The 26,937-nt window shown below is 56.2% G+C and carries 25 protein-coding genes, 1 tRNA gene and 1 pseudogene; 16 read left to right on the top strand and 11 right to left on the bottom strand.

Annotation, left to right across the window (positions count from 1 at the left end; all coding sequences use genetic code 11):
• The first annotated feature begins 56 nt into the window (after nucleotides 1–56).
• The 5 genes from AC2FJB_RS05010 to AC2FJB_RS04990 all read left to right on the top strand — a co-directional run bounded on the left by AC2FJB_RS05010 (nucleotide 57) and on the right by AC2FJB_RS04990 (nucleotide 5,469).
• Nucleotides 57–1,091, top strand: a complete 1,035-nt coding sequence (locus tag AC2FJB_RS05010; protein ID WP_299896475.1) for a cysteine synthase A — start codon at nucleotides 57–59, stop codon at nucleotides 1,089–1,091.
• Nucleotides 1,091–3,517, top strand: coding sequence for a DUF3772 domain-containing protein (locus AC2FJB_RS05005; protein ID WP_496717373.1), 2,427 nt, complete (start codon nucleotides 1,091–1,093; stop codon nucleotides 3,515–3,517). Before AC2FJB_RS05010 ends, AC2FJB_RS05005 begins: the two co-directional genes overlap by 1 nt.
• Nucleotides 3,518–3,650: 133 nt before the next feature.
• Nucleotides 3,651–3,740 (top strand) — tRNA-Ser (locus tag AC2FJB_RS05000).
• A gap of 323 nt (nucleotides 3,741–4,063) precedes the next feature.
• Nucleotides 4,064–4,771 carry an IS6 family transposase gene (locus AC2FJB_RS04995; RefSeq protein WP_496717374.1) on the top strand — a complete coding sequence of 236 codons (708 nt, stop codon included), beginning with the start codon at nucleotides 4,064–4,066 and terminating at the stop codon, nucleotides 4,769–4,771.
• Between the two features lie 179 nt (nucleotides 4,772–4,950).
• Nucleotides 4,951–5,469: a redoxin domain-containing protein gene (locus AC2FJB_RS04990; protein ID WP_496717376.1), complete on the top strand. Its 519-nt coding sequence runs from the start codon at nucleotides 4,951–4,953 to the stop codon at nucleotides 5,467–5,469.
• 24 nt (nucleotides 5,470–5,493) lie between these two features.
• Here the strand turns inward: AC2FJB_RS04990 and AC2FJB_RS04985 are convergent, their stop codons facing one another.
• Nucleotides 5,494–6,162: a GntR family transcriptional regulator gene (locus AC2FJB_RS04985; protein WP_496717377.1), complete on the bottom strand. Its 669-nt coding sequence runs from the start codon at nucleotides 6,160–6,162 to the stop codon at nucleotides 5,494–5,496.
• Nucleotides 6,163–6,483: 321 nt separating this feature from the next.
• Between AC2FJB_RS04985 and AC2FJB_RS04980 the strand changes: the two genes are divergently transcribed.
• The 9 genes from AC2FJB_RS04980 (at nucleotide 6,484) to AC2FJB_RS04940 (ending at nucleotide 14,752) form a co-directional block, all read left to right on the top strand.
• Nucleotides 6,484–7,458, top strand: coding sequence for a TRAP transporter substrate-binding protein (locus AC2FJB_RS04980; RefSeq protein ID WP_108862003.1), 975 nt, complete (start codon nucleotides 6,484–6,486; stop codon nucleotides 7,456–7,458).
• Between the two features lie 76 nt (nucleotides 7,459–7,534).
• Nucleotides 7,535–8,068 carry a TRAP transporter small permease gene (locus tag AC2FJB_RS04975; protein WP_058272446.1) on the top strand — a complete coding sequence of 178 codons (534 nt, stop codon included), beginning with the start codon at nucleotides 7,535–7,537 and terminating at the stop codon, nucleotides 8,066–8,068.
• A 2-nt stretch (nucleotides 8,069–8,070) separates the two neighbouring features.
• Entirely contained in the window at nucleotides 8,071–9,357 is a 1,287-nt protein-coding gene (locus tag AC2FJB_RS04970; RefSeq protein ID WP_058272447.1) for a TRAP transporter large permease, read from the top strand.
• A gap of 19 nt (nucleotides 9,358–9,376) precedes the next feature.
• A complete protein-coding gene (locus AC2FJB_RS04965) occupies nucleotides 9,377–9,796 on the top strand; it encodes a GlcG/HbpS family heme-binding protein (protein ID WP_058272448.1) in 420 nt (139 codons plus the stop codon).
• Nucleotides 9,797–9,821: 25 nt separating this feature from the next.
• The gene (locus AC2FJB_RS04960; RefSeq protein ID WP_496671917.1) at nucleotides 9,822–10,694 is read left to right on the top strand and encodes an NAD(P)-dependent oxidoreductase; all 873 of its coding nucleotides are present in this window, start codon (nucleotides 9,822–9,824) and stop codon (nucleotides 10,692–10,694) included.
• A gap of 54 nt (nucleotides 10,695–10,748) precedes the next feature.
• On the top strand, nucleotides 10,749–11,492 hold the full coding sequence (locus AC2FJB_RS04955) for an SDR family NAD(P)-dependent oxidoreductase (protein WP_299896498.1): 744 nt from the start codon (nucleotides 10,749–10,751) through the stop codon (nucleotides 11,490–11,492).
• 355 nt (nucleotides 11,493–11,847) lie between these two features.
• Nucleotides 11,848–12,948 carry a mandelate racemase/muconate lactonizing enzyme family protein gene (locus AC2FJB_RS04950; protein ID WP_496717378.1) on the top strand — a complete coding sequence of 367 codons (1,101 nt, stop codon included), beginning with the start codon at nucleotides 11,848–11,850 and terminating at the stop codon, nucleotides 12,946–12,948.
• Nucleotides 12,945–13,985 (top strand): zinc-dependent alcohol dehydrogenase, encoded by a 1,041-nt coding sequence (locus AC2FJB_RS04945; RefSeq protein WP_117869177.1) that lies wholly within the window; start codon nucleotides 12,945–12,947, stop codon nucleotides 13,983–13,985. The genes AC2FJB_RS04950 and AC2FJB_RS04945 overlap by 4 nt, the downstream gene beginning before the upstream one ends.
• On the top strand, nucleotides 13,982–14,752 hold the full coding sequence (locus AC2FJB_RS04940; protein WP_496717379.1) for an SDR family oxidoreductase: 771 nt from the start codon (nucleotides 13,982–13,984) through the stop codon (nucleotides 14,750–14,752). The genes AC2FJB_RS04945 and AC2FJB_RS04940 overlap by 4 nt, the downstream gene beginning before the upstream one ends.
• Nucleotides 14,753–14,782: 30 nt before the next feature.
• Here the strand turns inward: AC2FJB_RS04940 and AC2FJB_RS04935 are convergent, their stop codons facing one another.
• From AC2FJB_RS04935 to AC2FJB_RS04905, 7 genes are all read right to left on the bottom strand, one after another.
• The gene (locus AC2FJB_RS04935) at nucleotides 14,783–15,202 is read right to left on the bottom strand and encodes a secondary thiamine-phosphate synthase enzyme YjbQ (RefSeq protein ID WP_299896510.1); all 420 of its coding nucleotides are present in this window, start codon (nucleotides 15,200–15,202) and stop codon (nucleotides 14,783–14,785) included.
• 112 nt (nucleotides 15,203–15,314) lie between these two features.
• Nucleotides 15,315–16,178 (bottom strand): sugar phosphate isomerase/epimerase family protein, encoded by an 864-nt coding sequence (locus AC2FJB_RS04930; protein WP_496681891.1) that lies wholly within the window; start codon nucleotides 16,176–16,178, stop codon nucleotides 15,315–15,317.
• Nucleotides 16,179–16,190: 12 nt separating this feature from the next.
• Nucleotides 16,191–17,081 (bottom strand): NAD(P)-dependent oxidoreductase, encoded by an 891-nt coding sequence (locus AC2FJB_RS04925; RefSeq protein WP_496717380.1) that lies wholly within the window; start codon nucleotides 17,079–17,081, stop codon nucleotides 16,191–16,193.
• A gap of 223 nt (nucleotides 17,082–17,304) precedes the next feature.
• A complete protein-coding gene (gene uxuA / locus AC2FJB_RS04920; RefSeq protein WP_496717381.1) occupies nucleotides 17,305–18,486 on the bottom strand; it encodes a mannonate dehydratase in 1,182 nt (393 codons plus the stop codon).
• Nucleotides 18,483–19,535 carry a Gfo/Idh/MocA family protein gene (locus AC2FJB_RS04915; RefSeq protein ID WP_496717383.1) on the bottom strand — a complete coding sequence of 351 codons (1,053 nt, stop codon included), beginning with the start codon at nucleotides 19,533–19,535 and terminating at the stop codon, nucleotides 18,483–18,485. Before AC2FJB_RS04915 ends, uxuA begins: the two co-directional genes overlap by 4 nt.
• Entirely contained in the window at nucleotides 19,532–20,533 is a 1,002-nt protein-coding gene (locus AC2FJB_RS04910) for a Gfo/Idh/MocA family protein (RefSeq protein WP_496717385.1), read from the bottom strand. Before AC2FJB_RS04910 ends, AC2FJB_RS04915 begins: the two co-directional genes overlap by 4 nt.
• Nucleotides 20,530–21,546: a Gfo/Idh/MocA family protein gene (locus AC2FJB_RS04905; RefSeq protein WP_496717386.1), complete on the bottom strand. Its 1,017-nt coding sequence runs from the start codon at nucleotides 21,544–21,546 to the stop codon at nucleotides 20,530–20,532. Before AC2FJB_RS04905 ends, AC2FJB_RS04910 begins: the two co-directional genes overlap by 4 nt.
• A gap of 102 nt (nucleotides 21,547–21,648) precedes the next feature.
• Here AC2FJB_RS04905 and uxaC point away from each other — a divergent pair, with 102 nt between their 5' ends.
• Both uxaC and AC2FJB_RS04895 read left to right on the top strand, forming a co-directional pair.
• Complete coding sequence (uxaC, locus tag AC2FJB_RS04900; RefSeq protein WP_496717387.1) at nucleotides 21,649–23,013, top strand: glucuronate isomerase; 1,365 nt, start codon at nucleotides 21,649–21,651, stop codon at nucleotides 23,011–23,013.
• Nucleotides 23,014–24,210 carry a mannitol dehydrogenase family protein gene (locus AC2FJB_RS04895; RefSeq protein ID WP_496717388.1) on the top strand — a complete coding sequence of 399 codons (1,197 nt, stop codon included), beginning with the start codon at nucleotides 23,014–23,016 and terminating at the stop codon, nucleotides 24,208–24,210. It begins immediately after the preceding gene.
• Here the strand turns inward: AC2FJB_RS04895 and AC2FJB_RS04890 are convergent.
• The 3 genes and pseudogenes from AC2FJB_RS04890 to AC2FJB_RS04880 all read right to left on the bottom strand — a co-directional run.
• A complete protein-coding gene (locus AC2FJB_RS04890; RefSeq protein WP_496717389.1) occupies nucleotides 24,197–25,060 on the bottom strand; it encodes a sugar kinase in 864 nt (287 codons plus the stop codon). The genes AC2FJB_RS04895 and AC2FJB_RS04890 overlap by 14 nt on opposite strands.
• Nucleotides 25,057–25,938: a DMT family transporter gene (locus AC2FJB_RS04885; RefSeq protein ID WP_496717391.1), complete on the bottom strand. Its 882-nt coding sequence runs from the start codon at nucleotides 25,936–25,938 to the stop codon at nucleotides 25,057–25,059. The genes AC2FJB_RS04890 and AC2FJB_RS04885 overlap by 4 nt, the downstream gene beginning before the upstream one ends.
• A gap of 3 nt (nucleotides 25,939–25,941) precedes the next feature.
• Nucleotides 25,942–26,871, bottom strand: a pseudogene (locus tag AC2FJB_RS04880) (NAD(P)-dependent oxidoreductase); the annotation flags it as partial.
• Nucleotides 26,872–26,937 lie beyond the last annotated feature (66 nt).

Genomic DNA, 26,937 nt, shown 5'->3' with positions numbered 1-26,937 from the left:
TGGTCGCGGCAGTGCGGCTGTAAATCTTCCAAGATACCAAATGACAAGGGGTGACCATGCGCATTGCACGAGATCTTGCTGACGCAGTAGGAAAAACACCGCTGATCCGGCTGCGCCGCATCAGCGAAGAGACTGGATGCGAGATTCTTGGCAAAGCCGAGTTCATGAACCCGGGTCAGTCGGTAAAGGATCGTGCTGCTCTTTTTATCATTAAAGATGCAATCGCTCGGGGGGATCTGAAACCGGGCGGTACCATCGTGGAAGGCACTGCCGGCAATACCGGTATTGGTCTGGCTCTGGTCGGTGCATCGATGGGATTCAAAACGGTTATCGTTATCCCAGAGACCCAGTCGGAAGAAAAGAAGGATATGCTGCGTTTGGCAGGCGCTCAGTTGGTTCAGGTGCCCGCAGCCCCGTATCGCAACCCCAATAATTTCGTGCATTATTCCCGCCGTCTGGCTGAGGAACTGGCGCAGACAGAACCCAATGGCGCAATCTGGGCCAACCAGTTCGACAATGTGGCGAACCGTCAGGCACATGTGGAAACCACGGGGCCCGAGATCTGGGAACAGACAGGCGGCAAGGTTGACGGGTTCGTCAGCGCCGTCGGGTCGGGTGGAACGTTGGCAGGCGTCGCCGAAGTTTTGCAGCCCAAGGGCGTCAAAATCGGTCTTGCCGATCCCATGGGGGCTGGCCTGTATTCGTATTACACGACGGGTGAGATCGCGATGGAGGGTGGTTCGATCGCAGAAGGCATCGGGCAGGTGCGTATCACCAAGAACCTGGAAGGGTTTACACCGGATTTTTCGTATCAGATCACCGACAACGAAGCGCTGCCGTACATCTTCGACCTGCTGCGTGAGGAAGGTCTGGTCATGGGCGGCTCAACCGCAATCAACATGGCAGGGGCGGTGCGCCTGGCTAAGGAAATGGGGCCAGGTCATACCATCGTGACCATCCTGTGCGATTACGGCACTCGGTATCAATCAAAGCTGTTCAACCCCGAGTTCTTGCGAGAAAAAGAGCTTCCGGTTCCGGATTGGATGACCGAAGCGCCACGCAGCATTCCCGGCGTATTCGAGGACGTGTGATGCTTGGACAGGTCCGCCTGTTTTTTACCCTGTTATTCCTGTGCTTTGTCTGGTTTTCAACTAGCGCTGTCGCGCAACTGACGGATCGTCAAAGCGAGTATTATCAAGGTTGGATCAAAACGGCGAACCGGGCCGAATCCGTGATTGAGGCGAACCGGGCTTCGGATGCCGCACTGGAGAAATTGCGTTCAGAAATAAATAGGTACAGGGAAGACTTCAATCGGGCCCGAGGTGCTAACACCGACCGCATCACGACGCTTGAAAGTCAGATAAAAGCGTTGGGCCCCAAACCCGAAGGGGACGCGACCGAACCCGAAGATATAGCCAAACTTCGCGCGCATCTGGAAGAACAGCTCAACAGTCTGCGCGTGCCGCGCATCATATCCGAAGAAGCGTATAGCCGTGCGAATGGGCTGATCAGCGAAATCGATCGGATCCTTCGCGCGCGGCAGAAAAAAGAATTTTTTGAACAGGGCCCGTCGCCGATCAACCCGGCGTATTGGGGGCCGGCATGGGTGGATGTCAAAGAGGCCATTCAAAGCCTTGTAAACGAAACGATCACGAATTTGCGTTCAGATGTCGTGCGCGAGCAAGTTCGTGCTCGTGGGCTCGCAATCTTCATACTTCTGATCCTTTCAGCCGTGCTGCTGATCTTTGGTAAACGGTGGTCCGAACTTGGAGGCGACTACCTCAGGTTACTCGGCGGCGCCGGGACTGGGGTATGGTCGTTCGTAATCTCACTACTGCGAATTCTATTGCCATGGATCGGAGTGGTTGCCGTGGTCACGGCGATCAGTCTCACGGGTGTTCCGGGGCTGAGGGGCAGCCTTTTGCTTCAGAATGTTCCGTATTGGGCAGCGATCTTGTTTTTCTATGACTGGATTGGTCGTCAGGTGTACGTGATCGGCGCCTCGCAGGGGTTCAAACGTCTGTCCGCTGCGCGTATCACCGAACTGCGCGTGTACATAGACCTGCTTGCCCTGATACTGGTTTTGCACGAATTGGCGCTGCTGTTTGAGCGGATCGAAAACATTTCCGACGCGACCCGCGCCGTCGTCAGCTTCCCGATCATTGTCGCTACGGCTTTGTTGTTGTTGCGAATACGGCAGATTCGAACAACCGACGGCCCGCCGGATCAATCTGCCTCGACCCGTTCCGCAGGTTTCAGCCAGTTGGTCGAGTTCCTGCGCCGGGCATTGTTCCTGTTGGGCATCGTGTCTCCTTTGTTGGCGATTTTCGGATACACCAATGCGGCCGAAGCAATCGTGTTTCCTGCGGTCAAGACATTGGTGCTGATCGGGGCCTTGGTCATCCTGCAGCGGTTCATCAGTCAAATTTACGGTTGGATCACAGGGCAGGGAGAAGCCGCGCGAGATTCGCTTTTTTCCGTACTGGTCGGGTTTGCATTGGCCATCACGGCACTGCCAATTCTGGCAATTTATTGGGGCGCACGCGAGACTGATCTGCTGGAAGTATGGTCGCGCCTGCTGCTTGGGTTTGATCTCGGCGGAGTTACGATCTCGCCAAGCAACTTTCTGACCTTTGTTGCCGTTTTCGCAATCGGTTATACGCTGACGCGCCTGTTGCAAAGCGGGCTGCGGAATTCGCTTCTGCCGAAAACCAGCATAGACCCGGGTGGCCAAAACGCAATTGTCGCCGGGTCCGGATACGTTGGGATATTTCTTGCCGCGTTGGTGGCAATCATGGTGGCCGGATTTGATCTGTCGTCGCTGGCGATTGTCGCCGGAGCGCTGTCTGTTGGGATCGGCTTTGGTTTGCAGACAATCGTGTCAAACTTCGTCTCAGGCATCATCCTTCTGGTCGAGCGCCCGATTTCCAAGGGGGATTGGATCGATGTGAATGGCATGATGGGATATGTGCGGGACATTTCCGTTCGCTCGACCCGGATCGAGACGTTTGACAGGACGGATGTAATTGTTCCGAATTCTGACCTGATCAGCGGTGTTGTTACAAACTATACCCGTGGCAATACGATTGGGCGGGTGATTGTTCCGGTGGGTGTTGCCTACGGAACTGACACGCGTCTGGTCGAAACCATTCTGGGTGAAGTCGCCAACAACCATCCGATGGTTTTGGCCAACCCGGCGCCAAGCGTTGTATTCCAGGGGTTCGGAGCGGACTCTTTGGACTTTGAAATACGGGCGATCCTGCGGGACGTGAATTGGGTTCTGTCGGTGAAATCCGACATGAACCATGAAATCAACCGCAGATTCTCGGAGGCGGGGATCGAGATTCCATTCGCACAGCGTGATATCTGGTTGCGAAATCCTGAAACCCTGCAAGCCTCGGGAAAAGGTAAGCAGGATGCTTTCGTATCTGAGCAGGATCAACCACGTAAAGTCGCACAAGCTCCCGCGGATTTGACCGAGGCGGATATGGACTCGGATTCGGGTGATGAGGTTTGAGCGACCAGATCCCAGCACGTGTTGGCCTTTTGTCACCCTACAGTAGGTGTACAGAATAATTTAAGCATTCAACTGAAATCACCGAATTGGGGCCTTGCAAATCTGATTGCATTCGTCCAAACATCGCCGGCACGGAGAGGTGGCCGAGTGGTCGAAGGCGCACGCCTGGAAAGTGTGTAGGCGGGAAACCGTCTCCAGGGTTCGAATCCCTGTCTCTCCGCCATTAATTTTTCTATCAGTTTAATTTTATTAAATTATTATCGGCAGAGTTTATGTTATCCCTCATCTTCCCCCCTTCGAATCTACGGTTCGTCAAGTTTTAACGCCCAAACAGATGGGTTGTTGAAAACTAAACCTGTGCGAAAATCTCCGCAGTGTTAAGTCAGCCCCGACCTCGCTCCTATTGCTATTGCAATAGTGTGACCAGAAAACTGGTAGCCACACTAAGCGAGAAGAAAACAAAAACCGGGAATTAGATGAACTTAGACTGGCATTGTCAGAGGAAACCGGCTTGAGGCGGGTAGGGTGGTTCCGTAGCTTCGTGGGATGACAAAACCCAATCCATTTTGCTACTTCAAAACCAGCCCAGAGATCATTCGCCTGGCCGTTATGATGTATGTCCGGTTCCTGCGGTCGCTGCGGAACGTGGAAGATCTTCTGCATGAGCGCGGCATCGACGTAAGCCACGAAACGGTGCGGTTTTGGTGGAACAGATTTGGTCCAGTGTTCGCAGCTGAGATCCGCAAAAACAGGGTGAGCCGGATTTGTTGCTACTCGAACTGGCAGTGGCACTTGGACGAGGTTTTCGTGAAGATCAATGGCAAGACACACCACCTTTGGCGGGCCGTTGATCACGAAGGTGAAGTGATGGAAAGTTTTGTCACTAAGCGCCGGGATCGTAATGCAGCGTTGAAATTCTTAAGAAAATCAATGAAGAGGTATGGCCGGCCGGAAGTGATTGTGATGGACAAGCTTCGGTCCTATGGCGCCGCTTTGAAAGTTATTGGCAACGTGCGAAGGCAGGAAACGGGACGCTGGGTGAACAACCGAGCGGAAAATTCACACCTTCCATTTCGACGAAGGGAACGAGTGATGCTGCGTTTCCGACAGATGCGATGTTTGCAAAAGTTCGCCGCTGTCCATTCTTCGGCGCACAACCACTTCAATCAGGAACGCCATCTTTATTCACGACACAATTTTAAAGTTAACCGAGCCGCCGCCCTCGCCGGGTGGCGCCAGCTTTGTTCCGTATAAGTTCACGCATCTGCCGGCAAACTGAGATCGGTTCGAATTCGTCTGAAAGCACCATCGAGCGCGCCTTTCAAGCACCCAATGATATCGCGTTCTTGGTTTCAATCATTGCCTTAACGTGACATGAACTAAGCTAACGTTATCCGCGCAAAGCCATTGTTAATAGAACAAAGGAACGACTCATGACCTCAGCCAAACCAAATGTAGGCGCGCAAATCGAGCAAATGAGTTTTATGAGTCTGGGGTCTGAGGACAAGGTTACGATCGGTCAACAAAAAGACCGCTGGACCATGCTGTTTGTCTATCGAGGCAAGCATTGTCCACGCTGTAAGCGCTTCTTGAACAAGTTGAATGCGGCGCTGCCGGCATGGGCTGACGTTATGGACGTTGTTGTTGTCTCTGCTGACACCAAGGAAAAAGCTGCGGCAGACAAAGCAGAATTTGGCTGGGATTTTGATCTTTGTTATGGAATGACCGAAGCGCAAATGCGCTCGCTTGGTCTTTATGTGTCATCACCTTTATCTGAAGCAGAAACAACGGGTCTATTTTCCGAACCTGGTGCGTTTGGTATCCGTCCGAACGGGACGTTGATGCTGGTCGATATCTCTAACGGCCCTGCGGCACGTCCCGATTTGGACGAGCTTTTGGACGGAATCAAATTCAATATTGATAATGACCGTCCGGAACGAGGAACGGCCTGAGACCACCAGATCGCATGGCCTCGGTTACTCAAAGTAGTCTGGGTGCGTCTTGTGGATGAAGTCGATGGTTTCGTCGAGGCGGGACAGGTGTTTTCTGACAGCGGCTTGCGCTTGGTCATGGTCTCCTGCCGCCATGGCCTCTGCAATCTCACGGTGGTCGGCGAGGATGGCTTCTGCTGCACTACCCTTTTCAAGGCTGAGCATACAAAGCCGGTCAACCTTTTGCTTTGATTCTAGCATCACATCAAAGGCCATCGGATTGCCGCTGAGCACATAGATCAGTTTGTGAAAATCATAGTCCAGCGTGTGAAACGCCGATAGATCACCTTCACTGATTGCCTGCTCTTGTAAGGCGAGATTTTCTGCAAGTTTTGCTTCACGTGTTGCGTCCCAAACTTCCATTGCTCGATGGACGATCTCCAACTCTACCGCCATTCTAACCAATCGAGCGAGAGCCACACGCTCCATAGAAAATCCTCGAACTACGGTCGCCTTTTGTGGTCGTATTAAGAGCAGATCTTCGTTGCCGAGCCTTGTGAATGCGTTGCGAACAGGTTGGCGTGATACGCCGAATCGGCTGGCTACCTCAGTTTCGGATAGTTTTGTACCGGGAAGAATTTCAAGCGAAACGATCTCGTCGTGTAGCGCTTCATAGACCGCATCGGTTGTGGTTCGTCTGACAATATTTTCCACGGTATGTTGCTCGCGCCCTCTATTTTAGTCACGTTTCAATTTAACGGTCCACTGTTAGAGCATTGAAATAAAATAATTATTTTACTTTTTTTGCTTGAGTGAACCAATGTAGGCCTGTCACCTATCAAATGTCCTGCGCTTTCGACTGTCAAGCAATCTGACATACTAAAAGCCTACAGTTGACATAACTTGGATACTAGTGTCCCTTTAGGGGCAGCAGCGATTCTGGTTCTTGGGGGAAATCGAAAGCTACGTGGCTTACGGTCTCTGAAATTCCATGAAAGCCAAATCCTGTCCAAAATTAATCGGGGAGGAGAACCCATGACTTTCACGAAATCGTTCTTTGCAACTGCGACCGCTGTGGCATTCATCGCAACGTCAGCTTCAGCCGAAAACTGGCGGGCCTGGAACATCCACAACGACGGCCATCCCAACACGGCTGCGATGGACAAGTTTGCTGAACTGGTTGACGCTGCTACGGACGGCGAGGTTACCGTCGATGTGTTCCACGGTGGTGTTCTTGGTTCCCAACCGGATGCCCTTGAACAGGTTCGTATCGGCGCAATCGAGGTCGGTAACTTCAACCTCGGTCCCATTGGCCCAATGGTGAAAGAAGCTAATCTTGTATCGCTTCCTTTCATCTTCAAAGATGTGCCGCACATGTTCCGTGTGCTGGATGGCGACGCCGGTGAAGTTGTTTCAGCTGCGATGGGTGAAGCAGGTGTTCTGCCACTGGCATGGTTTGATGCTGGTGCGCGTTCATTCTACAGCCAAAAGCCGATCAATACTCCCGCAGATGTCGAAGGTCTGAAAATCCGTGTGATGAACAACGATCTTTATACATCGATGATTTCAGCTATGGGCGGGAACCCGTCTCCAATGGCTTTCTCCGAAGTTCAGCAAGCGCTGAAAACCGGCGTCGTTGATGGTGCGGAAAACAACTTCCCGTCATTCAAAAATGTCGGCCACTTTGAAGTGACCACAAATTATTCTTTATCCGAGCACCTGATTATTCCCGAGTGCATCTGCGTGAACACGGCCAAATTCAATGCGCTGTCTCCTGAACTGCAGGCCGCTGTGCGCGGTGCAGCAGAAGAAGCCGCATTGGTCCAGCGTGAGCTTTGGGCAATTGGCTCTGAGCAAGCGCGTAAAGATGTCGAAGCGGCTGGTATCACAGTCAATGAAATCGCTGACAAAGGCCCATTCCAGTCCGCAATGGATTCGGTTTATGCAGACTACTTGGCTGCAAATCCTGACATGAAAGCGTTGGTAGAAATGGCGCAAGCCACTGAATAAGTTGTCGTAACAGTCCAACTTTGAGCGCCCGGCTCCACCAATTGGATGCCGGGCGTTTTGTCTCAGAGGAATCCCAATGCAAGAGCCCGATACCCCACCTGCCGCCATGCGCAACATGGACAGGATTCTTGATCTGCTTGCACGAGCTTGCATGTTGCTGTCTGGCGTTGCCATTGTTGTAATGACGGCGATCTTTGCCTGGCTGGTATTTGGCCGCTACGTTCTGAACAACACGCCCACGTGGGTCGAGCAGGTTTCACTGCTGTTGGTCATGGTCATCGCGTTCCTCGGTGCGGCTGCGGGCGTGCACAATCACACGCACCTCTCTGTTGTCGTGTTCCGCAATATAGTTCCGCCCTCTGTGCGAACGGTTTTCGTCGTGGTCTCTGATGTCCTGATGGCAGGTTTCGGTGGCATGATGTTTTGGTACGGAATCGAGTTGACCAAATTCAAATGGAACACGCTGATCCCGCTCATCCAATGGTCAGAGGGCTTGCGTTCCTTGCCACTGACAATCAGCGGCGCGTTGGTGTTCCTTTTTTCCACTGGCCATCTGATCCGCCTGTTTCTGGGCCGAGACGAACGCCAAGACAACATAGATCAGGGATAGTCATGGGACTCATGATTCTGTTGGGGGTTTTTGCCCTTTGTGTCATCATCGGTGCGCCAGTGGCATACGCCCTTGGTATCGCTGCATTGGCTTCCTTTTGGTTTGAAGGATTACCGCTGTTTGTTGGATTCCAGCGTATCGTGTCGGGGATCAACGTCTTTTCCCTAATGGCGATCCCGTTCTTCATCTTTGCGGGCGAGCTTATGTTTCACGGTGGTATCGCGATCCGGTTGGTTCGGTTTGCGCAGGCCGCCGTAGGCGCTGTGCGCGGTGGACTTGGCATCGTCAATGTCTTCTCGTCCATGTTGTTTGGTGGCATTTCCGGATCGGCGATTGCCGATATCTCGGCCCTTGGGTCGATCCTGATCCCGGTGATGAAAGACAAAGGTTATGATGCCGACTATGCCGTGAACGTCACAGTGACGTCATCAATTGCCGGGATCATCATTCCGCCCAGCCACAACATGATCATCTTTGCCCTTGCAACGGGCGGTGCTGTTTCAATCTCAAAACTGTTTCTGGCTGGCGTTGTGCCCGGCGTCCTTATGTGTTGCTGCCTTGCAATTGCAGCGTACGTCGTAGCGGTCAAGCGTGGCTATCAGGCCGAGCAGTTTCCAGGTTGGACCGCACTTGCCATTGCTTTTGTGGGTTCGATTCCGGGTTTATTGACGGCCGTGATTATTGTCGGAGGGGTCTTGTCAGGCGTCTTTACGGTGACTGAATCCGGCGCGTTCGGGGCAATGTATGCCTTTGTCGTGACGCTTGTTGTCTATCGTAGCCTGTCCTGGGAAAACTTTAAAACTGCCGTTATCTCTTCGGTACGCACAACTTCTATGGTGATGATTCTGATCGCCTGTGCCGGTGCTTTTGCCTATATGCTGACGTTCAACCGGGTGCCGACGAAAACGGTCGAATTCCTGTTGGGTATCACAGAAAACCCGATCCTGATCTTGTTAATGATCAATGCTGTCCTGTTGCTTTTGGGGATGATCATGGACATGGCCGCGTTGATCCTGATCTGCACACCGATTTTCCTGCCGGTGATGAACATGCTGGGTATCGACCCGCTGCAGTTCGGCATGATCCTTTTGGTGAACCTCGGTCTTGGTCTTTGCACGCCACCTGTCGGGACATGTCTCTTTGTGGGGTGTGCGGTTGGAAAACTACCGATGGAGAAAGCGGTCAAAACGATTTGGCCTTTCTACCTCGCCATCTTTGCCGCGCTCATGCTGATCACTTTTGTACCGGCAATATCGCTGACGCTGCCGAACCTGATCATTGGCCCGTAAATCAAAGGAGAATGTGGCGATGCTGACAATAAGACGCCTGGACATCGATGACGCGGGCAAGTTGATCGCAGGAGCGCGAGCCAAAGCGCAGGAAATCGGCGTGCCGATGTGTATTGCCGTCACAGATGAAAGCGGCAACCTCATCGCGTTTGAACGGATGGATGGTGGCAAGATTACCAGCATCATTTTGGCCATCGACAAGAGTTTCACTGCAACCGGTATCCAAAAAGGAACCGATGCTCTTGGTGAAGCAAATCAGCCTGGCATGGCCGCACACGGAATATCCTCAACGCTCGGCGGACGAATGGTGACCGTTGCAGGTGGCCTTCCCGTGACGGTCGACGGACAGGTGGTTGGCGGGATTGGTGTCAGCTCGGGCTCACCAGCTCAGGATCTCAAAGTTGCACAGGCAGGGGTCACGGCGCTCTGCGAAGCCTAATTAGAAAGAGTTTAAGGAGTCAGATATGACAAAACCCGTCATCGGTTTCATCGGCCTCGGTCTTATGGGCGGCAACATGGCAGAGTGCCTGCAAAACAACGGTTTCGATTTGGTTGTCATGGGCCGCAACAGGGAAGCGGTGGCCGCCACAGTCAACCGCGGCGCTGTGGAGGTTGCGACCCCACGAGAGCTTGCTGCGAACAGCGACATCGTGATGCTTTGTGTAACAACATCGGAAGTCGTCGAAAGCCTGATCTATGGCGATGACGGCATCCTGGCAGGCATAAAGAAAGGTGCTGTGGTCATTGACTTTGGGACTTCCATCCCAGCGTCCACACGAAAAATTGGCGCTGATTTGGCCGCCAAAGGTGCCGGTATGGTTGACGCTCCGCTCGGACGCACGCCCATGCATGCCAAGGATGGTTTGCTGAATATCATGGCAGCGGGGGATATGGCCAACTTTGAGAAGGTGAAGCCTGTCCTGGATGTACTGGGGGAAAATGTCTTTCACCTCGGCGAACTGGGTGCGGGCCACGTGACCAAGCTCATCAACAACTTTATGGGTATGACGACGGCTTGCACCATGAGCCAAGCCTTTGCTGTGGCTGAACGCTCAGGGGTTAACAAACAGCAGCTTTTTGACATCATGTCAGCTGGACCGTCCAATTCCCCCTTTATGCAGTTTTGTAAGAACTACGCGGTGGATGGAGTCAGCGATTTGGGGTTTTCGATTAACAACGCCAACAAGGATCTTGGTTACTTCCTGAAGCTGGCCGAGGACGTGGGCACTCGTGCCGAGATCGCTGAAGGAACCGCGAACAACCTTCAGGCCGCCGCGGACGCAGGCATGGGCGACGGCAACGTGCCGGAAATCTTCGACTATTTTGCCAAGCTTTAGCGTCAGATCAATCAGTCACGCATAGCAGCACCAATTGAACGGGGAAGAACAACCATGAGACTTCAGGGAAAGACCGCAATTGTCACGGGTGGCGGCCGCGATATCGGGCGCGCCTGCGCTGTCAAACTTGCCTCCGAAGGGGCAAATGTCGCGGTGAACTACTTCGCCAGTAATGCCGGCGCCGAGGAAACCGTAACCGAGATCAAAAAGATCGGTGGACAGGCGTTTGCAATGCAAGGCGACCTGAACAAACCCGAAGAGGTCGATGCGTTGATCGCCAAGACGGTCGATACCTATGGCAGCCTGAACATTCTGGTGAATAATGCCGGAGGTTTGATCGCGCGCAAGAAAATCACCGAGATGTCGCTTGAACATTGGCAGGCTGTCATGGATCTCAACCTGACCAGCACGTTTCTTATGGTCAAAGCGGCGCTGCTGCATATGAAATCCGGGGCGATTGTAAACATCGCCAGTCAGGCGGGTCGCGACGGTGGTGGCCCGGGTGCGTCGGCTTATGCAACATCAAAAGGTGCTGTGATGACATTTACCCGCAGTCTCGCAAAAGAACTGGGCCCGGACATTCGTGTCAATGCAATCTGCCCAGGTATGATCGACACGGATTTCCATAACATCCATACTCCCGATGCAGGCCGTCGCGGGCTAGAAGCAGCCGCGCCGCTCAAGCGGCAAGGCCGGTCTCAGGATGTTGCGAACCTAGTGGCGTTTCTAGCAAGCAAGGACGCGGCTTATCTGACCGGAACCAATGTCGATATCAATGGTGGGATGCTGTTCTCGTGACCACGGCAGAACAGGTTACATTATTGTCGAACGCTACCGTTTCTCAAACTTCGAAGTACAGGAAACCGAAAAATGCGTATTCTTGCGATAGGTGAATGAATGGCCGAAATGGCCCTTTCCGTCGTCAGAATTTTTGGAACCAATTGCGTGTTAAGCTATGAGAGAGTTTGGCTCATCCGTCGTGGTGATTATGCGGCGCGTTGCCTGTGATGCAAGCGTGTCTGAACTTTGAAAACGGTCGGGGCACCATCAGTTTCAGTGCCTATTGGCAGATGGTCATACGTGGAGTCTTTCTTTTTGCGGTCATCCTTTTACAGTCTCGGGTTATTGTTAGGCAGCAGAAGGTCTTAGGTTCGTGAATCGCATAGAGAGTGTTTCAGCGCGGCTGTTCAACGTCCCGCTCGCCGAAGTCCTGGTCGATGCCAAACATGGGGATCACACGTTCTTTCAATTGATCACCGTCACCATTCAAACGACGGATGGGATCGAGGGGGTCGGGTATACCTATACGGGGGGCAAGGGAGGTCATGCCATCCTGGCGATGATCCAGCATGACCTGGCGCCGTTCCTTGTAGGAAAAGACGCCGAACAGATCGAAAACCTGTACGATGCCATGCAGTGGCACGTGCACTACGTCGCACGGGGCGGGATCGCCTCGTTTGCCATCTCAGCCGTGGATATTGCCCTGTGGGATATTCGCGGCAGAACGCAGAATGCACCATTGTGGCAGATGGCCGGCGGAGCGTCCAAACGATGCAAGGCCTACGCTGGCGGGATCGACCTGAATTTCTCGTTGAAGAAACTGCTGCGCCAGACCGAAGGTTACCTTGCGCGTGGGTTCAACGCAGTCAAGATCAAGGTCGGGCAACCGGATCTGGCCGACGATCTTGCGCGTGCCCGGGCGGTGCGCGAGATGTTGGGACCGGACCGGTTCTTCATGGTTGACGCGAATTATTCGATGACCGTCGAACAGGCAATCGTGGCGGCCCGAGGGTTCGCCGACTGCGATATCTTGTGGTTTGAGGAACCGACTATTCCAGATGACTACAAAGGCTATGGCCGAATTGCCGAAGCGACAAGCGTTCCTCTTGCCATGGGTGAAAACCTGCACACCATACACGAGTTCGAATACGCTTTCGATGACGCGAAGCTGAGTTTCATCCAGCCCGATGCCTCAAACTGCGGCGGGATCACCGGCTGGCTGCGCGTGGCCGCGCTAAGCGCACAGCACGGTATTCCGGTTTGCAGTCATGGGATGCAGGAGCTGCATGTCAGCCTTGTTTCTGCGCAACCCAAAGCAGGGTGGCTAGAAGTACACTCATTCCCAATAGACCAGTACACGACCCGTCCGCTGGTTGTGGAAGACTGTCTGGCAGTAGCCCCGGATACTCCGGGAACCGGAGTAGAATTCGACTGGGACAAATTGAACGCGGAACACAGGGAGATGCATTCATGACGACCCAGACGATCTCTGCGGCATACTACAGGGGCAACAAGAGCTTTGCAGTAGAGCAAGCCCAAGCGACGGCTCCGGGCCCCGGCGAGGCTGCGGTTCGCGTTGCCTATTGTGGGATTTGCGGGACGGATATGCACGTCTACCACGGCAACATGGATGCCCGTGTCGGCCTGAACCGGGTGATCGGGCACGAGATGTCTGGTGTCGTCGAAGCAGTGGGCGAGGGGGTGCATACGGTTCAACCCGGCCAGAAGGTCGTTGTCCGGCCGCTTGATCATTGTGGCGAATGCCCGGCCTGCAAGCGGGGGCATCAGCATATCTGCCAAAATCTCAAGTTTCTCGGCCTGGATACCGATGGCGCCATGCAAGAGATATGGACCGTTCCGGCCCACACATTGCACGTTCTGCCGGACGACTTGCGCATGGATCACGCAGCATTGATCGAGCCAATCGCCGTTGCTTGCCACGATGTGCGCCTGTCTGGCCTGCAACCTGCTGAGGACGTTGTCGTTATCGGCGGCGGCCCGATCGGTATCCTGGTTGCCATGGTCGCGCGGGATGCAGGTGGAAATGTTGTGATTTCCGAGGTGAATCCGAACCGTCTGGCGATAGCCGAAAAACTTGGCTTTGACACGATTAACCCGACCGAATCCGATCTGGTGGCCACGATTAACGCACGCACGGGCGACAAGGGTGCAGATGTGGTTTTCGAGGTGTCGGGAACGCAGCCCGGTGTTGATGCGATGACCGCGGTTGCCGCGACGCGGGCCCGGATCGTAATGGTCGCGATCCATGCTCAAAAGCCCCAGATCGACCTGTTCCAGTTCTTCTGGCGAGAGCTGCAGTTGATCGGTGCTCGGGTCTATGAGCCAGAGGATTATGAAAAAGCCATCGCAGTTGTTGCCTCGGGCGGAGTGGACGCGGATGTTGTGATTACCGACGTCAACCCTCTGTCAGACATTCAGGCCGCGTTCGAAGCACTGGATAGCAGCCCAACCGCAATGAAAAGCCTGATCGAAGTAGGACCGCGTTCATGAGTGTTTTGAAAAGTTTCGACCTGACGGGAAAGACCGCCCTTGTGACCGGGTGCAAACGCGGCATCGGGCGCGGCATGGCCGAGGCACTGGCATCGGCCGGAGCCGATATCATCGGCGTGTCCGCCTCGCTCGAGCTGTCCGGGTCGGATGTCGAAAAAGTAGTCACGGCGATGGGGCGCAATTTCCGGGCTTACCAATGCGACTTCTCGGATCGGGCCGCGCTGCATGGGTTCATTGATCAGTTGGGGGCCGACGGACAAGCCCCTGATATCCTTGTCAACAACGCCGGTACAATCAAACGCAAACCTGCCGCCGAGCACCCGGACGACTGGTGGGACGAGGTGATCGAGGTGAACCTGTCCTCGCAGTTCGTTCTGTCTCGCGAGATCGGCAAGGACATGCTGGTTCGGGGTTCGGGAAAGATCATCTTCACTGCCTCGTTGCTGACATTTCAGGGAGGGATCACTGTGCCAGGCTATTCGGCCTCGAAAGGTGGGATTGGACAGCTGACCAAGGCATTGGCCAACGAATGGGCCGGGCAGGGCGTGAACGTGAATGCGATCGCCCCCGGCTACATCGCGACCGACAATACCCAGGCCCTGCAGGACGATCCGGTCCGGTCTAAGTCGATCCTGGAACGAACACCACAGGGTCGTTGGGGTACGCCTGATGATTTTGCCGGACCGGTGGTCTTTCTTGCCTCTGCCGCGTCGGACTTCGTCAACGGAGAAATCCTTGTCGTCGACGGGGGGTGGATGGGTCGGTAGCACCGGCAACGCACCATGTGACCCAAAGCGTCAAGTCCCGATGTAGTGCACCTTCAATCGGCGTGTTTTGGGCGTCTCGCGATGTTCAAACAGGTACAGGCTTTGTACGCGACCCAACGGAAGCTGCCCCTGTTCGACCGGGATCGATACTTGAGTTTGCGTCAACAGCGCCCGCAGATGCGACGGAGCGTTGTCGTCCTCGGTCGGGCGGTGGTGATACTTGCCTGGTGACTTGGGTATGAGTTCCTCGAAGAACGTCTCGATATCCTTGAGTACCTCGGGATCGGCATTGGCCTGCACCAACAGCGCAGCACCCGTGTGGACGCACCAAAGGGTCAGCAGGCCCGAGCCAAATCCATGTTCAGACACCGCACGCTGAACGATCCCGCTGATGTCGGTGAGGGATTTGCCGGGCGTTTCAATTGACAGGTCAAAAAACTCTTGTTTCATCCAGCAGGCCCTTTTCCTGATCCCGCGCGAACGCGCCCAGTCTCCTACACCCCATTTGGCGTTCAGCTTTACGGTGCATCCATCGAATTTGTAACGCAGATTGCTTCGCTGTTCATGCAAACAGGCTTTTAAACCTGTCCACACACAGACGAAAACCGTCTTCGAAGTTTCCGTTGCCGGGGTGATAAACACTCTCGAAGGAAATGACGCCATCATAGCCGTCGGATCTGAGCGCGTCGGCGATGGGTTGAAACAGAGGCGCAAGCTGGCCTTCACCCATGCGGCAAACTTCCAGCGTTGCCCGCGGCGTGTCGACCTTCACGTCCTTGATGTGAATGTGACCCACGTAGCCGCCGCGCAGTTCTTCATAGCCATCCGGGTATGCCAGTTCATGACACCAGCAGTTGTTTCCAGGGTCCCACAGCACTTTCAACGCGTCTTTTGCGTCCAACTCGTCAATCAGCTTGCGGGCCGTATAGTTGGAATTGACCAGTGTGCCGTTTCCGGTTTCCACGACAAGCTTCACCCCCTCAGTTCTTGCCAGTTCAACCGCAGGCGCGATCAGCGGGGGCATCGAGTTCCATACCCCATGCGCTACGTTCCACTTCTCGGCGCCGTTCTTTCCCCAGAGTATCTGCTCTTTTCGTTGGGTCATGATCCGAACCAGCGAAGACCCCACGATATGCGCCATGTCGATCACGCGTTTCAAGGCGTCCATGTGCCGAGTGTGCAGATCGTCGCCTGGCCTGTTGGCAGCTGTCATCCCTGCAAAGATATGGCGCGACAAACATGACACAGGCTTGCCCCGGTCGCGCAAGAGCGCATCGATCTCGGCAATTTCCTGCGGGGAATGATCCCCGACCTCCGTATCACCAACGAACTGAAGCTCTGCATAGTCCAAGCCGAACTCGTCCATCACGTCCACGGCATGCCGCAGATCGCGGGAAATGCCGTCGCAAATCACACCTAGTTTCATGTTCGCTCCCCCTCAGCGATGCAATTCTGCGCCAACGATCTCTTCGATGACGCGAGTACACACCCAGTTGTCGCCTTTCGGGTATTTGGTTTTTCCTGCGTGAAAGATCTGCATTGCGGATGACGCTGTGTGCATGGGAACGCCCAACGCACCGGCTAGTGCCAGAGAGATCGTCAGGTCCTTATGCATGGTTGCGATATGACTACCGGTAGCCTCGAACTTGCGATCAATGATGTTTTCAAGGGCGGTATTCACGACGCCGCACCCCGCGCTGGATGAGGAGAAAACATCAAGCAATGCCTGACCGCTGACACCGGCTTTGGCCGCCAGGGCCGCAGCCTCGAATGTGGCGGAAAAGATCGATCCGATAAGGGATTGCAGGCAGGCTTTCACGGTTTGCCCGTCGCCGGCGTTTTCTCCGACCCGATGAATGGTTGCCGACACTGCCTGCATGACTTCGGCATTTCGGTCCAGCACATCCTCAGGACCGGCAGCCATCATCGTCAGTGTGCCGTTCTGCGCGCCGGGAAACCCACCCGAGACCGGCGTGTCGATCAGGTGGATGCCCGAGCCCTCCATGTCTTGCCCGATAGCGCCTGCTTCGGCCGGGGAAACGGTCGCCGACAGGATGACCGTTCCGCCTTTGGTCATGTTCGCAACCAGGCCGTTTTCACCCAGAATGACATTGCGGGCCTGATCTCCGTTCATAACCATGACAAACACACTGGCGGCGTGACGGCCGACCTGTCCCACGCTGTCCTTGGGCAGGCCGCCCATGTCGGCAAATGCCGTCAAGCGTGTCTCACTCAGGTCGAAACCGGATGTTTCAAAGCCGTTCTTGATTAGGTTTTTAGCCAGGCCGCTGCCCATGTCGCCAAGACCGATTACGCCTGCGGTTTTCATTTGAACCTCTCCCGTTCTTCCGCCATTGCCATGTGGCAGACGTTTCGAAAAATGATGCCCAATCGCATCGGTTTTCGCGGGAGTTTCACGCGTCTTGAACAGACGTCGGGCGAGTCCGGAAGACACCCCGCTGCCCGTTTACGTGCCGTAAGTAAACGAAGAATGCGGCGTTCAGGCAAGCAAAGAAGTGTTGCGGCGGAAAGAAACTGCCTGACCCGACGCGTTACGAGAACGCCGCCATGATGCCGCGCAGTTCCGCCAGCCCGCGCATTCGTCCGATCAGCGGATAGCCGGGAGTGCTGTGTCCACCCAGATCGCTCAGCAGTTCTTGTCCGTGGTCGGGCCGCATCGGAATTTGCCAGTCGCCACGCCCATGGGATTTGCGGTGGCGCTGTTCGTTCATCAATTCGCGAATGGTGCTGACCATGTCGGTGTCGCCCTCCAGATGCGGGGCCTCAAAGAAGTCCGGCTTCTGGCTGTCTGACCCCGCGATGCGTCGGGTGTTTCGCAAATGGACAAAGTGAATCCGGTCGCCATGCCTGCGCACGAAGTCCGGTCCATCGAATTCGGGGGACACTCCCAACGACCCGGTACACAGCGTTGCGCCGTTCGCCGACAAATCAACGGCATCCAGAACGGCGCCGTAGTCATCGGTGCTGGACATGATCCGCGGAAGACCGAGCAACGAAAACGGCGGATCATCCGGATGGCAGCACAAGCGCAGCCCCTGCTCTTCAGCCACTGGAGCGACCTCGGACAGGAAATCGATCAGGTTTGCGCGAAGCCGGTCACGGTCTATTCGAGCATAGGTCTGCAATAGAGCGCGCACGTCCTGCACGCTCCACTGATCGTTTGCGCCCGGCAGCCCCGCAGTGACATTGTGCTTCAATTGGGTCCTGGAATGATCAGGCATGCCCAAAAAACGGTTCGTGGCGGATTGCTGGACGGCGCTGGAATAGTCTTCGGACGCGCCCGGCCGCTTGAGAATATGTATGTCGAAAACTGCAAAATCCGTCAGGTCGAACAGCATGGCCGTTCCCCCGTGCGGCTGCGGGGCGCGAAGGGCGGTACGCGTCCAATCCAGGATTGGCATGAAGTTGTAGCAAACAACTTTGATGCCACGGGCGGACAGGGCCCTGAGGCTGGACTTATACGCCTGCAGATGTTCTGCCATGTCAGCGGACTGCGTCTTGATCGCCTCGGAGACGGGCAGGCTTTCGACAACGTCCCAACTGTACCCGGCAGCGGCCAGCAACGCCTGCCGATCGGCGATGCTCGGTTCGTCCCATGGTTCTCCCGGCGGGATGTGATGCAGTGCAGTTACAATGCCCTGAACACCGATTTGATGGAGATCGGCCAGGACGATCGGATCATCGGGGCCGAACCAACGCCAGCATTGTTTCATGGCAGCCATCCTTCATACAGCGGGTGATCGGGCCTGATAGGAAGGGCAACGCGCTGCCCGTTACGAGCCGCGTGGTAAACCGCCGTCACGAGCCCGATGGATGCAGCACCGTCCTGCAGCGTAACGGCCGAGTTTGCCTCGAACCTCAGAGCCTTGCCTACTTCGGTAAAGAACCCTTCGAACCCCGTTGGCTCGACCTCGGCGACTGCAAGAGCGTTGTCGACGGCGACCTGATCCACCGAGTCCCGCGCGACGAAAGTCCAAGGCGATTGACCCGGAGCATAGGGTTCCGTGCCAGAAGTCGCGGTCAGTTTTTCAAAGACGAACCGCAGGCGGGTTTCGTCGGTGGCGGCGCCCAGGGAGATGCTGCTTGTGCACAATGCTCCGGAAGTCATGCCAAAGCAGATTGCGGCGCAGTCTTCGGTCTCGATCGGGTTGACCCGCGTTGTGACCATCGCAGACACCCAGGCGATATCACCCGCGATATGAGTCAGCAGATCATGGTTGTGGATCGCATGGCCCAGCACTGCGCCGCCGCGTTCACCGGCCCATGTTCCCCTCCAGGGCACCGCATAGTAGTCTGCCCCTCGGGACCAATGGGTTTCCAGCGCGGCGGTTTGAACGGCTCCGGTCAGGCCTGCGCGCTGCAGATGGCGCAATTGTGCCAGTGACGAGCCCCACCGGTATTGAAAGACCGGAAACACCTGCCTGCCCGCGCTGCGTGCGGCTGCCGTGATCCGATCCACATCCTGCATCGAGGTCGCAAGAGGTTTCTCGCAGACGACGTGTTTTCCTGCGGCCAGTGCCGCAAGGGTGGTCGGTACATGCAGATGGGGCGGGAGACAGATGTCGATGACATCTATCGTCGGATCATCCAGCGCGTCCTGAATGTTGCTCAGTGCTCGAAAATCCGAGTTCTGTCGGATCTGTTCGATCCGATCCGTATTCTGGTCGACAACGGCGGCTACCTGGAAGGTGCGACCAAGCCGTTCCAGCGCGTTCAGATGCTGCTCACCGATACCTGCGCCAAGGATCGCAACGTTGATCATCTGCGTTCCGCCAATTCCTGCGCGCGCAGCGCCAGTTCCATGACCGTAAAGCAGTGAGTCTGCGTCATTGCGGTTTCGGTCCGGTTGCGGATGTCGTCGACGAGGCGCGCGAAGTAGGGAAGGCCGGCGTCGGTTGCGTCGATCTTTTGGCAGGTTTCGCCGTTGACGAGGATCAGATGGTCTGTACCAGAGGCCCCGCCTACATCGACGTATTTCCGCAACTCGATATATCCTTCGGTGCCCAGGATCGTCAGACGACCATCCCCCCAGTTTGGCAGCGCATCCGGCGTGAGCCAGTCAACCCGGATGTACCCGGTACCATTCTCGCTGCACAGATTGACCTCGCCAAAATCCTGCAATCCAGGATCGTTCGGGTTTGCGTAGTTCGCCACATAAGCGTTCGTGATCTCCGCGGTTTCTGAACCTGTGTAGTGCAGGAACTGATCAATCTGATGCGAGGCGATGTCGGTCAGAATCCCGCCGTAGCGGTCACGCTGAAAAAACCATTCCGGCCGGGTTGCCCGGTTCAATCGGTGCGGGCCAAGACCGACCGTCTGGATCACGCGTCCGATCGAACCGGCCTTGACCAACTCGGTCGCCCGGGTGCTGACGGGCGTTTCAAACCGTTCGGAAAAATTCACCGACCAGATTCGACTGGTGTCCGCGACCGTTCGCTTGATATCGTCGAGTTGCTCGAACGTCGTACAGCCCGGCTTGTCGCTCATGACATCCATGCCGTGCTGCATGGCGCGGACTGTCAACGCGGCCCTATCTGCCGGTATAGCCGAAATCAGCGCCAGATCCGCCCCGCAGTTCAGGGCGTCTTCCAGTCGGGCCAGCCGCGGAATATCGGGAAACCTTTTGACGTAGCCCGCCAGTGTTTCCGGATCGCCCTGTGTCCAATAGCCAACGCAATCCACGCCGATTTTGCGCATGTTTTCCGTCATGCCATAGATATGGCGGTGGTCCAGGCCAAGGGCGACGCAGGTCAGACTCATGAGGCGACTCGTGTTTTCTGGCCGGTTCGATTGGCGATCTGCATCGCGTCGATGACGGCGTGGGTCAAAAGGGCACTGTGTCCGGTGGCCATGGGCTGCCCTCCACCGGCAACGGCCTTGGCAAAATCCTCGATGACCGCTTGATGCCACGCATGGGTGAACGCCATGGGATCCGCCCCTCCGCCTGTGGCGGCGGTTTCGCCAACCGTTGATTTCCGGCCATTGAATGTGGTCAAGGTCAGGACACCTGACTCCAGATAGGCCTTGGCGCGCGTGCCCTGTATGGTGATGGACTCAGCAGCCCCCGGAAACTCGGCGGTGGTCGCCATCAACGTGCCCACTGCGCCGTTTTTCATTTCAAAGACAGCACCTGCCCAATCCTCGGCTTCGAGATCGTGCAACGGAGTTTTTCTCATCACGGCCTGAATGTCCGAGATCGGCCCCAGCAGCCACATCGCAAGGTCAAGCGTGTGGATTGCCTGCGAGATCATGACACCGCCTCCGTCGCGTGCATAAGTTCCGCGACCAGGCTCGTCATAGTAACTCTGATCGCGCCACCAGGGGACACGGATCTCCACCGTTGCGATCGCGCCCAGCTCACCTTGTTCAACTGCCGATTTCAGGGCTTGCGAGGCGGCGCGGGCGCGGTGTTGAAAGACGATGCCCAGCGGCACGCCTGACGCCTCACACCGATCGACGATGGCTGTCGCGGCGTCCAGCGTTCTTTCGATGGGCTTTTCCATCAGGATCGGTTTCGAAGCGGTCGAAAGAACCCGCACCAACTTTGTGCGCTGATCAGGCGGAGTTGCGATGATCGCAAAGTCGACGTTTGGGTCGTTTGCGATTTCCTCGACCGAGCTGAATGCGCGGGTATCGTTTCGCCGCGCGAACTCAGCTGCCTTGTCGGGATTGCGCCCGAGGACTCCGGCAAGACTGAGGCCTTGATCCGATGCCCGAATGGCGGCGACATGCGTGCCAGAAACCATCCCCAAACCAATCAGCGCAATATTCATTCATTCCCCCGGATCACACGGTCAGTCTGCGGGTTCGAACGGGAAAGATGCAACCATTAAAAACTGTGTTAACAATTGCGGGCAACTGTATCGGAGGCAGAATTGACTGGTAGTTTGAAAGGGATGGCAGAAGATCTGTACCTCGGTATCAAGGACCTGCCGATCGTGTCTCCGCATGGTCACTGCGATCCGGGGTGGTTTGCAACCGATGCGCCGTTTCCCAACCCGGCAGAGCTGCTGGTGGTTCCGGACCACTACGTGTTCCGTATGCTCTATTCGCAAGGCGTTCCATTGTCCGAACTTGGCGTTGGCGAAGAGGGCCGCAAGAAGGATCCTCGCGCCGTGTTTCGCACCTTTGCCGAGCATTGGCATCTGTTTTTGGGGACGCCATCCCGGATTTGGATGAACTACGTGCTGAATGAAACGTTTGGCGTGTCTGAGGATTTGTCCTCGTGTACGGCCGACCTGATCTATGACGAGATTTCGGGAAAACTGGCGCAACCTGAATTTCGTCCGAGGGCCTTGTTCGACAGGTTCGGAATCGAGGTTCTGGCCACCACTGATTCCGCTCTCGACGATCTCGCGGAGCATCAGATTGTCCGCACAAGCGGTTGGGGCGGGCGCGTAGTGCCGACTTTCCGCCCGGACGGGGTTTTAGATGGGGCGGACCCGGAATTCGTACAGAACCTGGACAAGTTGGCGGAGCTGACAGGCTGCGATCTGGGCAGCTATGATGGCTACCTCAACGCGCTGCGAATGCGACGAGCTCATTTCATTCAACTGGGTTGTACGGCCACCGACCACGGTATTGAACGCGTGCAGACCGAGTGGCTGGGCGACGCGGATGCGCTTTTCCAACGGCTGAGACGGCGGGAAGGTACCGAACAGGACGCCCGCCGCTTCTATGGGCATATGCTGATCGAAATGGCGCAGATGTCCGTCGATGATGGTCTGACCATGCAGATTCATGCCGGTAGCAAGCGCAACACCAACCACGCGGTGATGCGGGAATTCGGACGGGACAAGGGGGCTGACATTCCAATCGCGATGGATTGGGTTACGGGCCTTGAGGCGCTTTTGAACCGGGTTGGAAACACGGCGGATCTGCGCGTCATCCTTTTCACACTGGACGAAGGCTCCTATGCTCGTGAACTGGCTCCTATGGCGGGACATTGGCCGTGCCTTCGGATCGGGCCGCCTTGGTGGTTCCATGACAGCCCAGCCGGGATTGCGCGGTATTTCGATCAGGTCGTTGAAACGGCCGGATATTACAATCTGGCTGGATTCAATGACGACACGCGGGCCTTTTTGTCCATACCGGCACGTCACGACCTGTGGCGACGGGGTGTGGCGCTTCATCTGGTCGAGCAGGTTGCGCGCGGCTATTTCGGGCGGGACAGTGCCGAGCATCTCGCGCGGTTGCTGGCGGTCGATCTGGCGAAACAGGTTTACGGATTGCAAAGCTAAATGGGTACAATTCTTCACTTCGGCCTCGGAAACTTTGCCCGGGCGCATTTGCTGGATTACACCGATCAAGCGGGCGGATGGGACGTTGTCGGCGTCAGCCTGCGTTCATCCTCGGTTCGGGATGGATTGGCCCGACAGGGCTTCGAATACGATCTGTGCGTACAGGGGCAGGGCGTCCGTCGCATCAAAACTCTGCGGGACGTTCTGGTCGCGCCCGAGGATCGTGCAGCGGTTTTCACTGTAATGGCGGATGCTGAGATCATCTCGGCGACCGTGACCGAGAAAGGTTATCATTTGGATGCCGCGGGCAAGCTGAACCTTCAGGACCCGGCGATTGCCGCCGATCTGGCGGGGCAAGGGCCTGCGACGCTGATCGGGTTTCTTGCCTTTGGCCTTGCGGAACGGCGCAAGCCAGTGACGGTGCTTAGCTGCGACAATCGTATGGAGAACGGAAAAACGCTTGAAACAGCGGTTGCCGATTTTGCGAAAGCAGCCGGTCTGGACGTGAATTGGGACGCTGTTCGCTTTCCCAACGCGATGGTCGACCGGATCACCCCGGCCACCACGAACGCCGTTCGCGCAATCAGCGGCGACCCTATGGCTGTTCCGACAGAGGCGTTCTCGGAGTGGGTCATCGAAGATAGTTTCGCCGGCCCGCATCCGGATTGGCCAGGTGTGCAACTGGTAGATGACGTGGTTCCGCACGAGACGCGAAAGCTGCGCATGTTGAACGGTGCGCATTCCCTGTTGGCTTATGCCGGGTTAGAGCGGGGTTTGACCTATGTCCACGAAGCGGTTGGAGACCCGGTTTTGCGCCCGCTGGTTTCCGAGTTGATGAAAGATGCGGGCGCAACGCTGCCCGCTGCACTGCAAGCACAGGTCCCGGACTATGCCGAGTCCCTGTTGCGCCGGTTTGAAAACCCCGAGCTGGCGCACCGGCTGGACCAAATCGCGATGGATGGCAGTCAGAAGCTGCCGTATCGGTTTGTTCCCACACTCCGTATAACCGGCTCTCAGGCGGTGATCGCGGGGATGCAGGCCTGGATTTCCTATTGCATGTCCGAGACCGCCGAAGGCAGGGCGCTGAACGATCCTTGCGCGTCAGAAATCGCCTCGGCCGTTAAACAGCCAGACCCGGTAGTGCCGCTTTTGCGCCTTGTCGGCGCTGAGGATCTCGCGCCACTTATCCAGGAATGATTGCGCCGCGGACCTGAACAACAGTGGATGCCAGATTGTGTCCGGCCATCAGGGCCTCGGCCTGCGATTTTCCGGTCAGCAAGGCCGCGAGGTAGCCACCGTTGAAACTGTCGCCCGCGGCTGTGGTATCCAGCACGTTTTTGGCAGGCTCATAGGTCTGCTCAATGTTCTGACCGATCGACAGGGGGCCATCCTCTCCGCGTTTCAACGCACCGATGTCATGATGATCGGAAAAGCGTGCCGCCACCTCATCCGGGCTTTCCCCGAACAGCGCCATCTCGTCGTCAATGGACGGCAGGGCAATGTCTGCACGCTGCCAAAGCCGTTGGTTGATCTGCCGGGCGTGCTCGATGCTGTCCCAAAGACGCGGACGAAAGTTGCTGTCATAGACTAACCGGATGGAAGAGCCTTCGAGCCAGTCCAGCAGCGCAAGTCTCACCTCGTGCGGAAGAATGGCCACGGAAATCCCTGACAAGTACAGCACGTCGTAGCCGTTCAGTAGACTGAAGTCGTGATCGCCAAAAAGCTGACGGGCGGCTGCCTCGCTGCGCCAATAAGTAAAGCTGCGTTCACCGTTCGCAGATGTCGTGATCGCATAGAGTCCCGGGGAGGCGTTCGGAATGATGCGGATGCCGGATGTCACGATACCATGACTGGCGATGAACCCCGCGATACGCTCCGAGAAGGGGTCGTCGCCCAGACATGTTACATACTCCACCTGCAATTCAGGAGCGGCGCGGTGCATGTAGATGGCGGTGTTCAGCGTATCCCCAGCGACGCCCACCTTTGCGCCAGATTCCAGCATGGACAATTCGATCATGGCTTCGCCGATACAGGCAATTCGCGTCATTTCTTTTCTCTTTTCCAGATTATGAGGCCTGCAACCATGATCAGCGCGGCCCCTGCCAATGTGAATGCGTCCGGTATCGTGTCAAAGAACAGATAGCCCCAGATCGCAACGTAGATCAGGAACGAATAGGTGAATGGCATCAACTGGTTCGCCGTTCCGAAACGATGCGCGTTCGTCAGCAGTTGATGCCCGCACCAGCCAAAGACGCCAAGACCGATCAAAACAATCAGGCTCCAGGTGTTTTCCGGCTGGACCCAGAACCAGATGGCGAAAGGCAGTAGGACCACCGTCCCGGTAAGCCCGAGGTAGAACTGCATGGTGTCCACGGCAACAACCCCGGACAGCCTGCGCGTCATCATCGAGTACAAGGCCAACGCTGTGGCGTTGTAGACGATCAGCAACATGGTCGGATGAAAGGCCGTGCCAAGCGGCCGGACGACAACCAGAACCCCCAGAAAGCCGAGGATGATGGCCGCCCAACGCCAAGGGCCAACGCTCTCTTTCAACACGAAAACGGACAGAAAACACACGATGACAGGGCTTGAGAACATGATCGCTGACACGACGGTCAAAGGTAGAAACCGCAGGGCATAAAAGTTGAAAACGGTCGCAGAGATCAGCAGCAAGGCCCGGCTGATGACTTGCCATGGGTGGTCGGTCTTGAACCGGCCAACCTCAATCCCGCCTTTGGCGATCACACCCACCGAGATGACGAAGTGCCCCGCGTAACGCATGAACGCCAATTGAAATGCCGGCACGCTGGCCAACGCCAACCACTTGGCCCCAAGGTCCACCAGTGAAAAGAACAGCCACGCCGTCAGCATCAGCACGATGCCCAGGCGCGGCAAGTCCGCGGTGGGGTTGGCGGTGACGGCCATCGTTCAGGTGTTGAAGCGCTTGACGTAGTAGTCAACCATCTGGCTGACCATGTCATCCGCCTGACCGTGGTCGCGCGCGTCGTTCAGCGCTGAAAGCGCGCCCTGCGACATCACGCTGGTAACACCGGCCTCGCGCGCCATGCGGTCATAATACCCAAGGTCTTTTGCCGCGTTCTTGATGGCGAAGGCGAGTTGGTTCGGGTCATTCTCGACACCGTAGGCTTTGACGAAATCCATCATTCCGGAATGCAGCGGTCCTGCGGCCATCACGTCATAAAGCTGCCTGCGGTCAACGCCGGTGATATCTGCCATTGCAAAGGCTTCGGCCATCGCGTTCGCGACGGTCATTGCGAAGAAGTTGTTGATCAACTTGATGGTGTGCCCCGATCCGACAGGGCCAAGGTAAAAGACGTTTTCGCCCAAGTCCTTCAGTGTCGGCCCAGCCTTGTCAAAGGCTGCCTTGTCGCCGGAAGTCATGATGTTGAGCTTGCCTTCCAGCGCGTGCGAGGGCGTCCGGCCAAGAGGCGCATCAAGATAGCTTCCGCCGGCTGCGGCAACCTCCTTGGCCAAGGCTCGTGTGCTGCCCGGAAGCGAGGTGCCAAAGTCGATGACGATCGCCCCGGTCTTCAATCCCTCGATCACGCCATTTGCACCGCGCATACGACCCTCGACCTGTTCAGAGGTTCCCATGCACAGCATCACGATGTCGCTGGCTTGTGCCAGATCTCGGGCGTTTTGCGCCTCACGGGCGCCCCGGTCAATCGCGTCGTCCAGATGCGTTCGGTCGCGGTTTCCCAAGACCGTGACCGAGTATCCCTGGTCCAACAGCCGGCTCACCATGGCTCCACCCATTAGTCCCAGGCCGATAAACCCGATTGATGGTTTGCTCATTGGTTTCCCTTTCCGTAAATGTCTCTGGTTTTCATTTTTGTGTCTGGCGCGGGCGGTTTTGAAGTTCGGATGCTCATATTACCCGGCGTGTAATCATAGGTTTTTGGG

The sequence above is a fragment of the Ruegeria sp. CDSC085 genome (genome assembly GCF_059610465.1).
The sequence above is the reverse complement of the archived record's forward strand: the minus strand, read 5'-3'. Positions and strand labels throughout refer to the sequence as shown.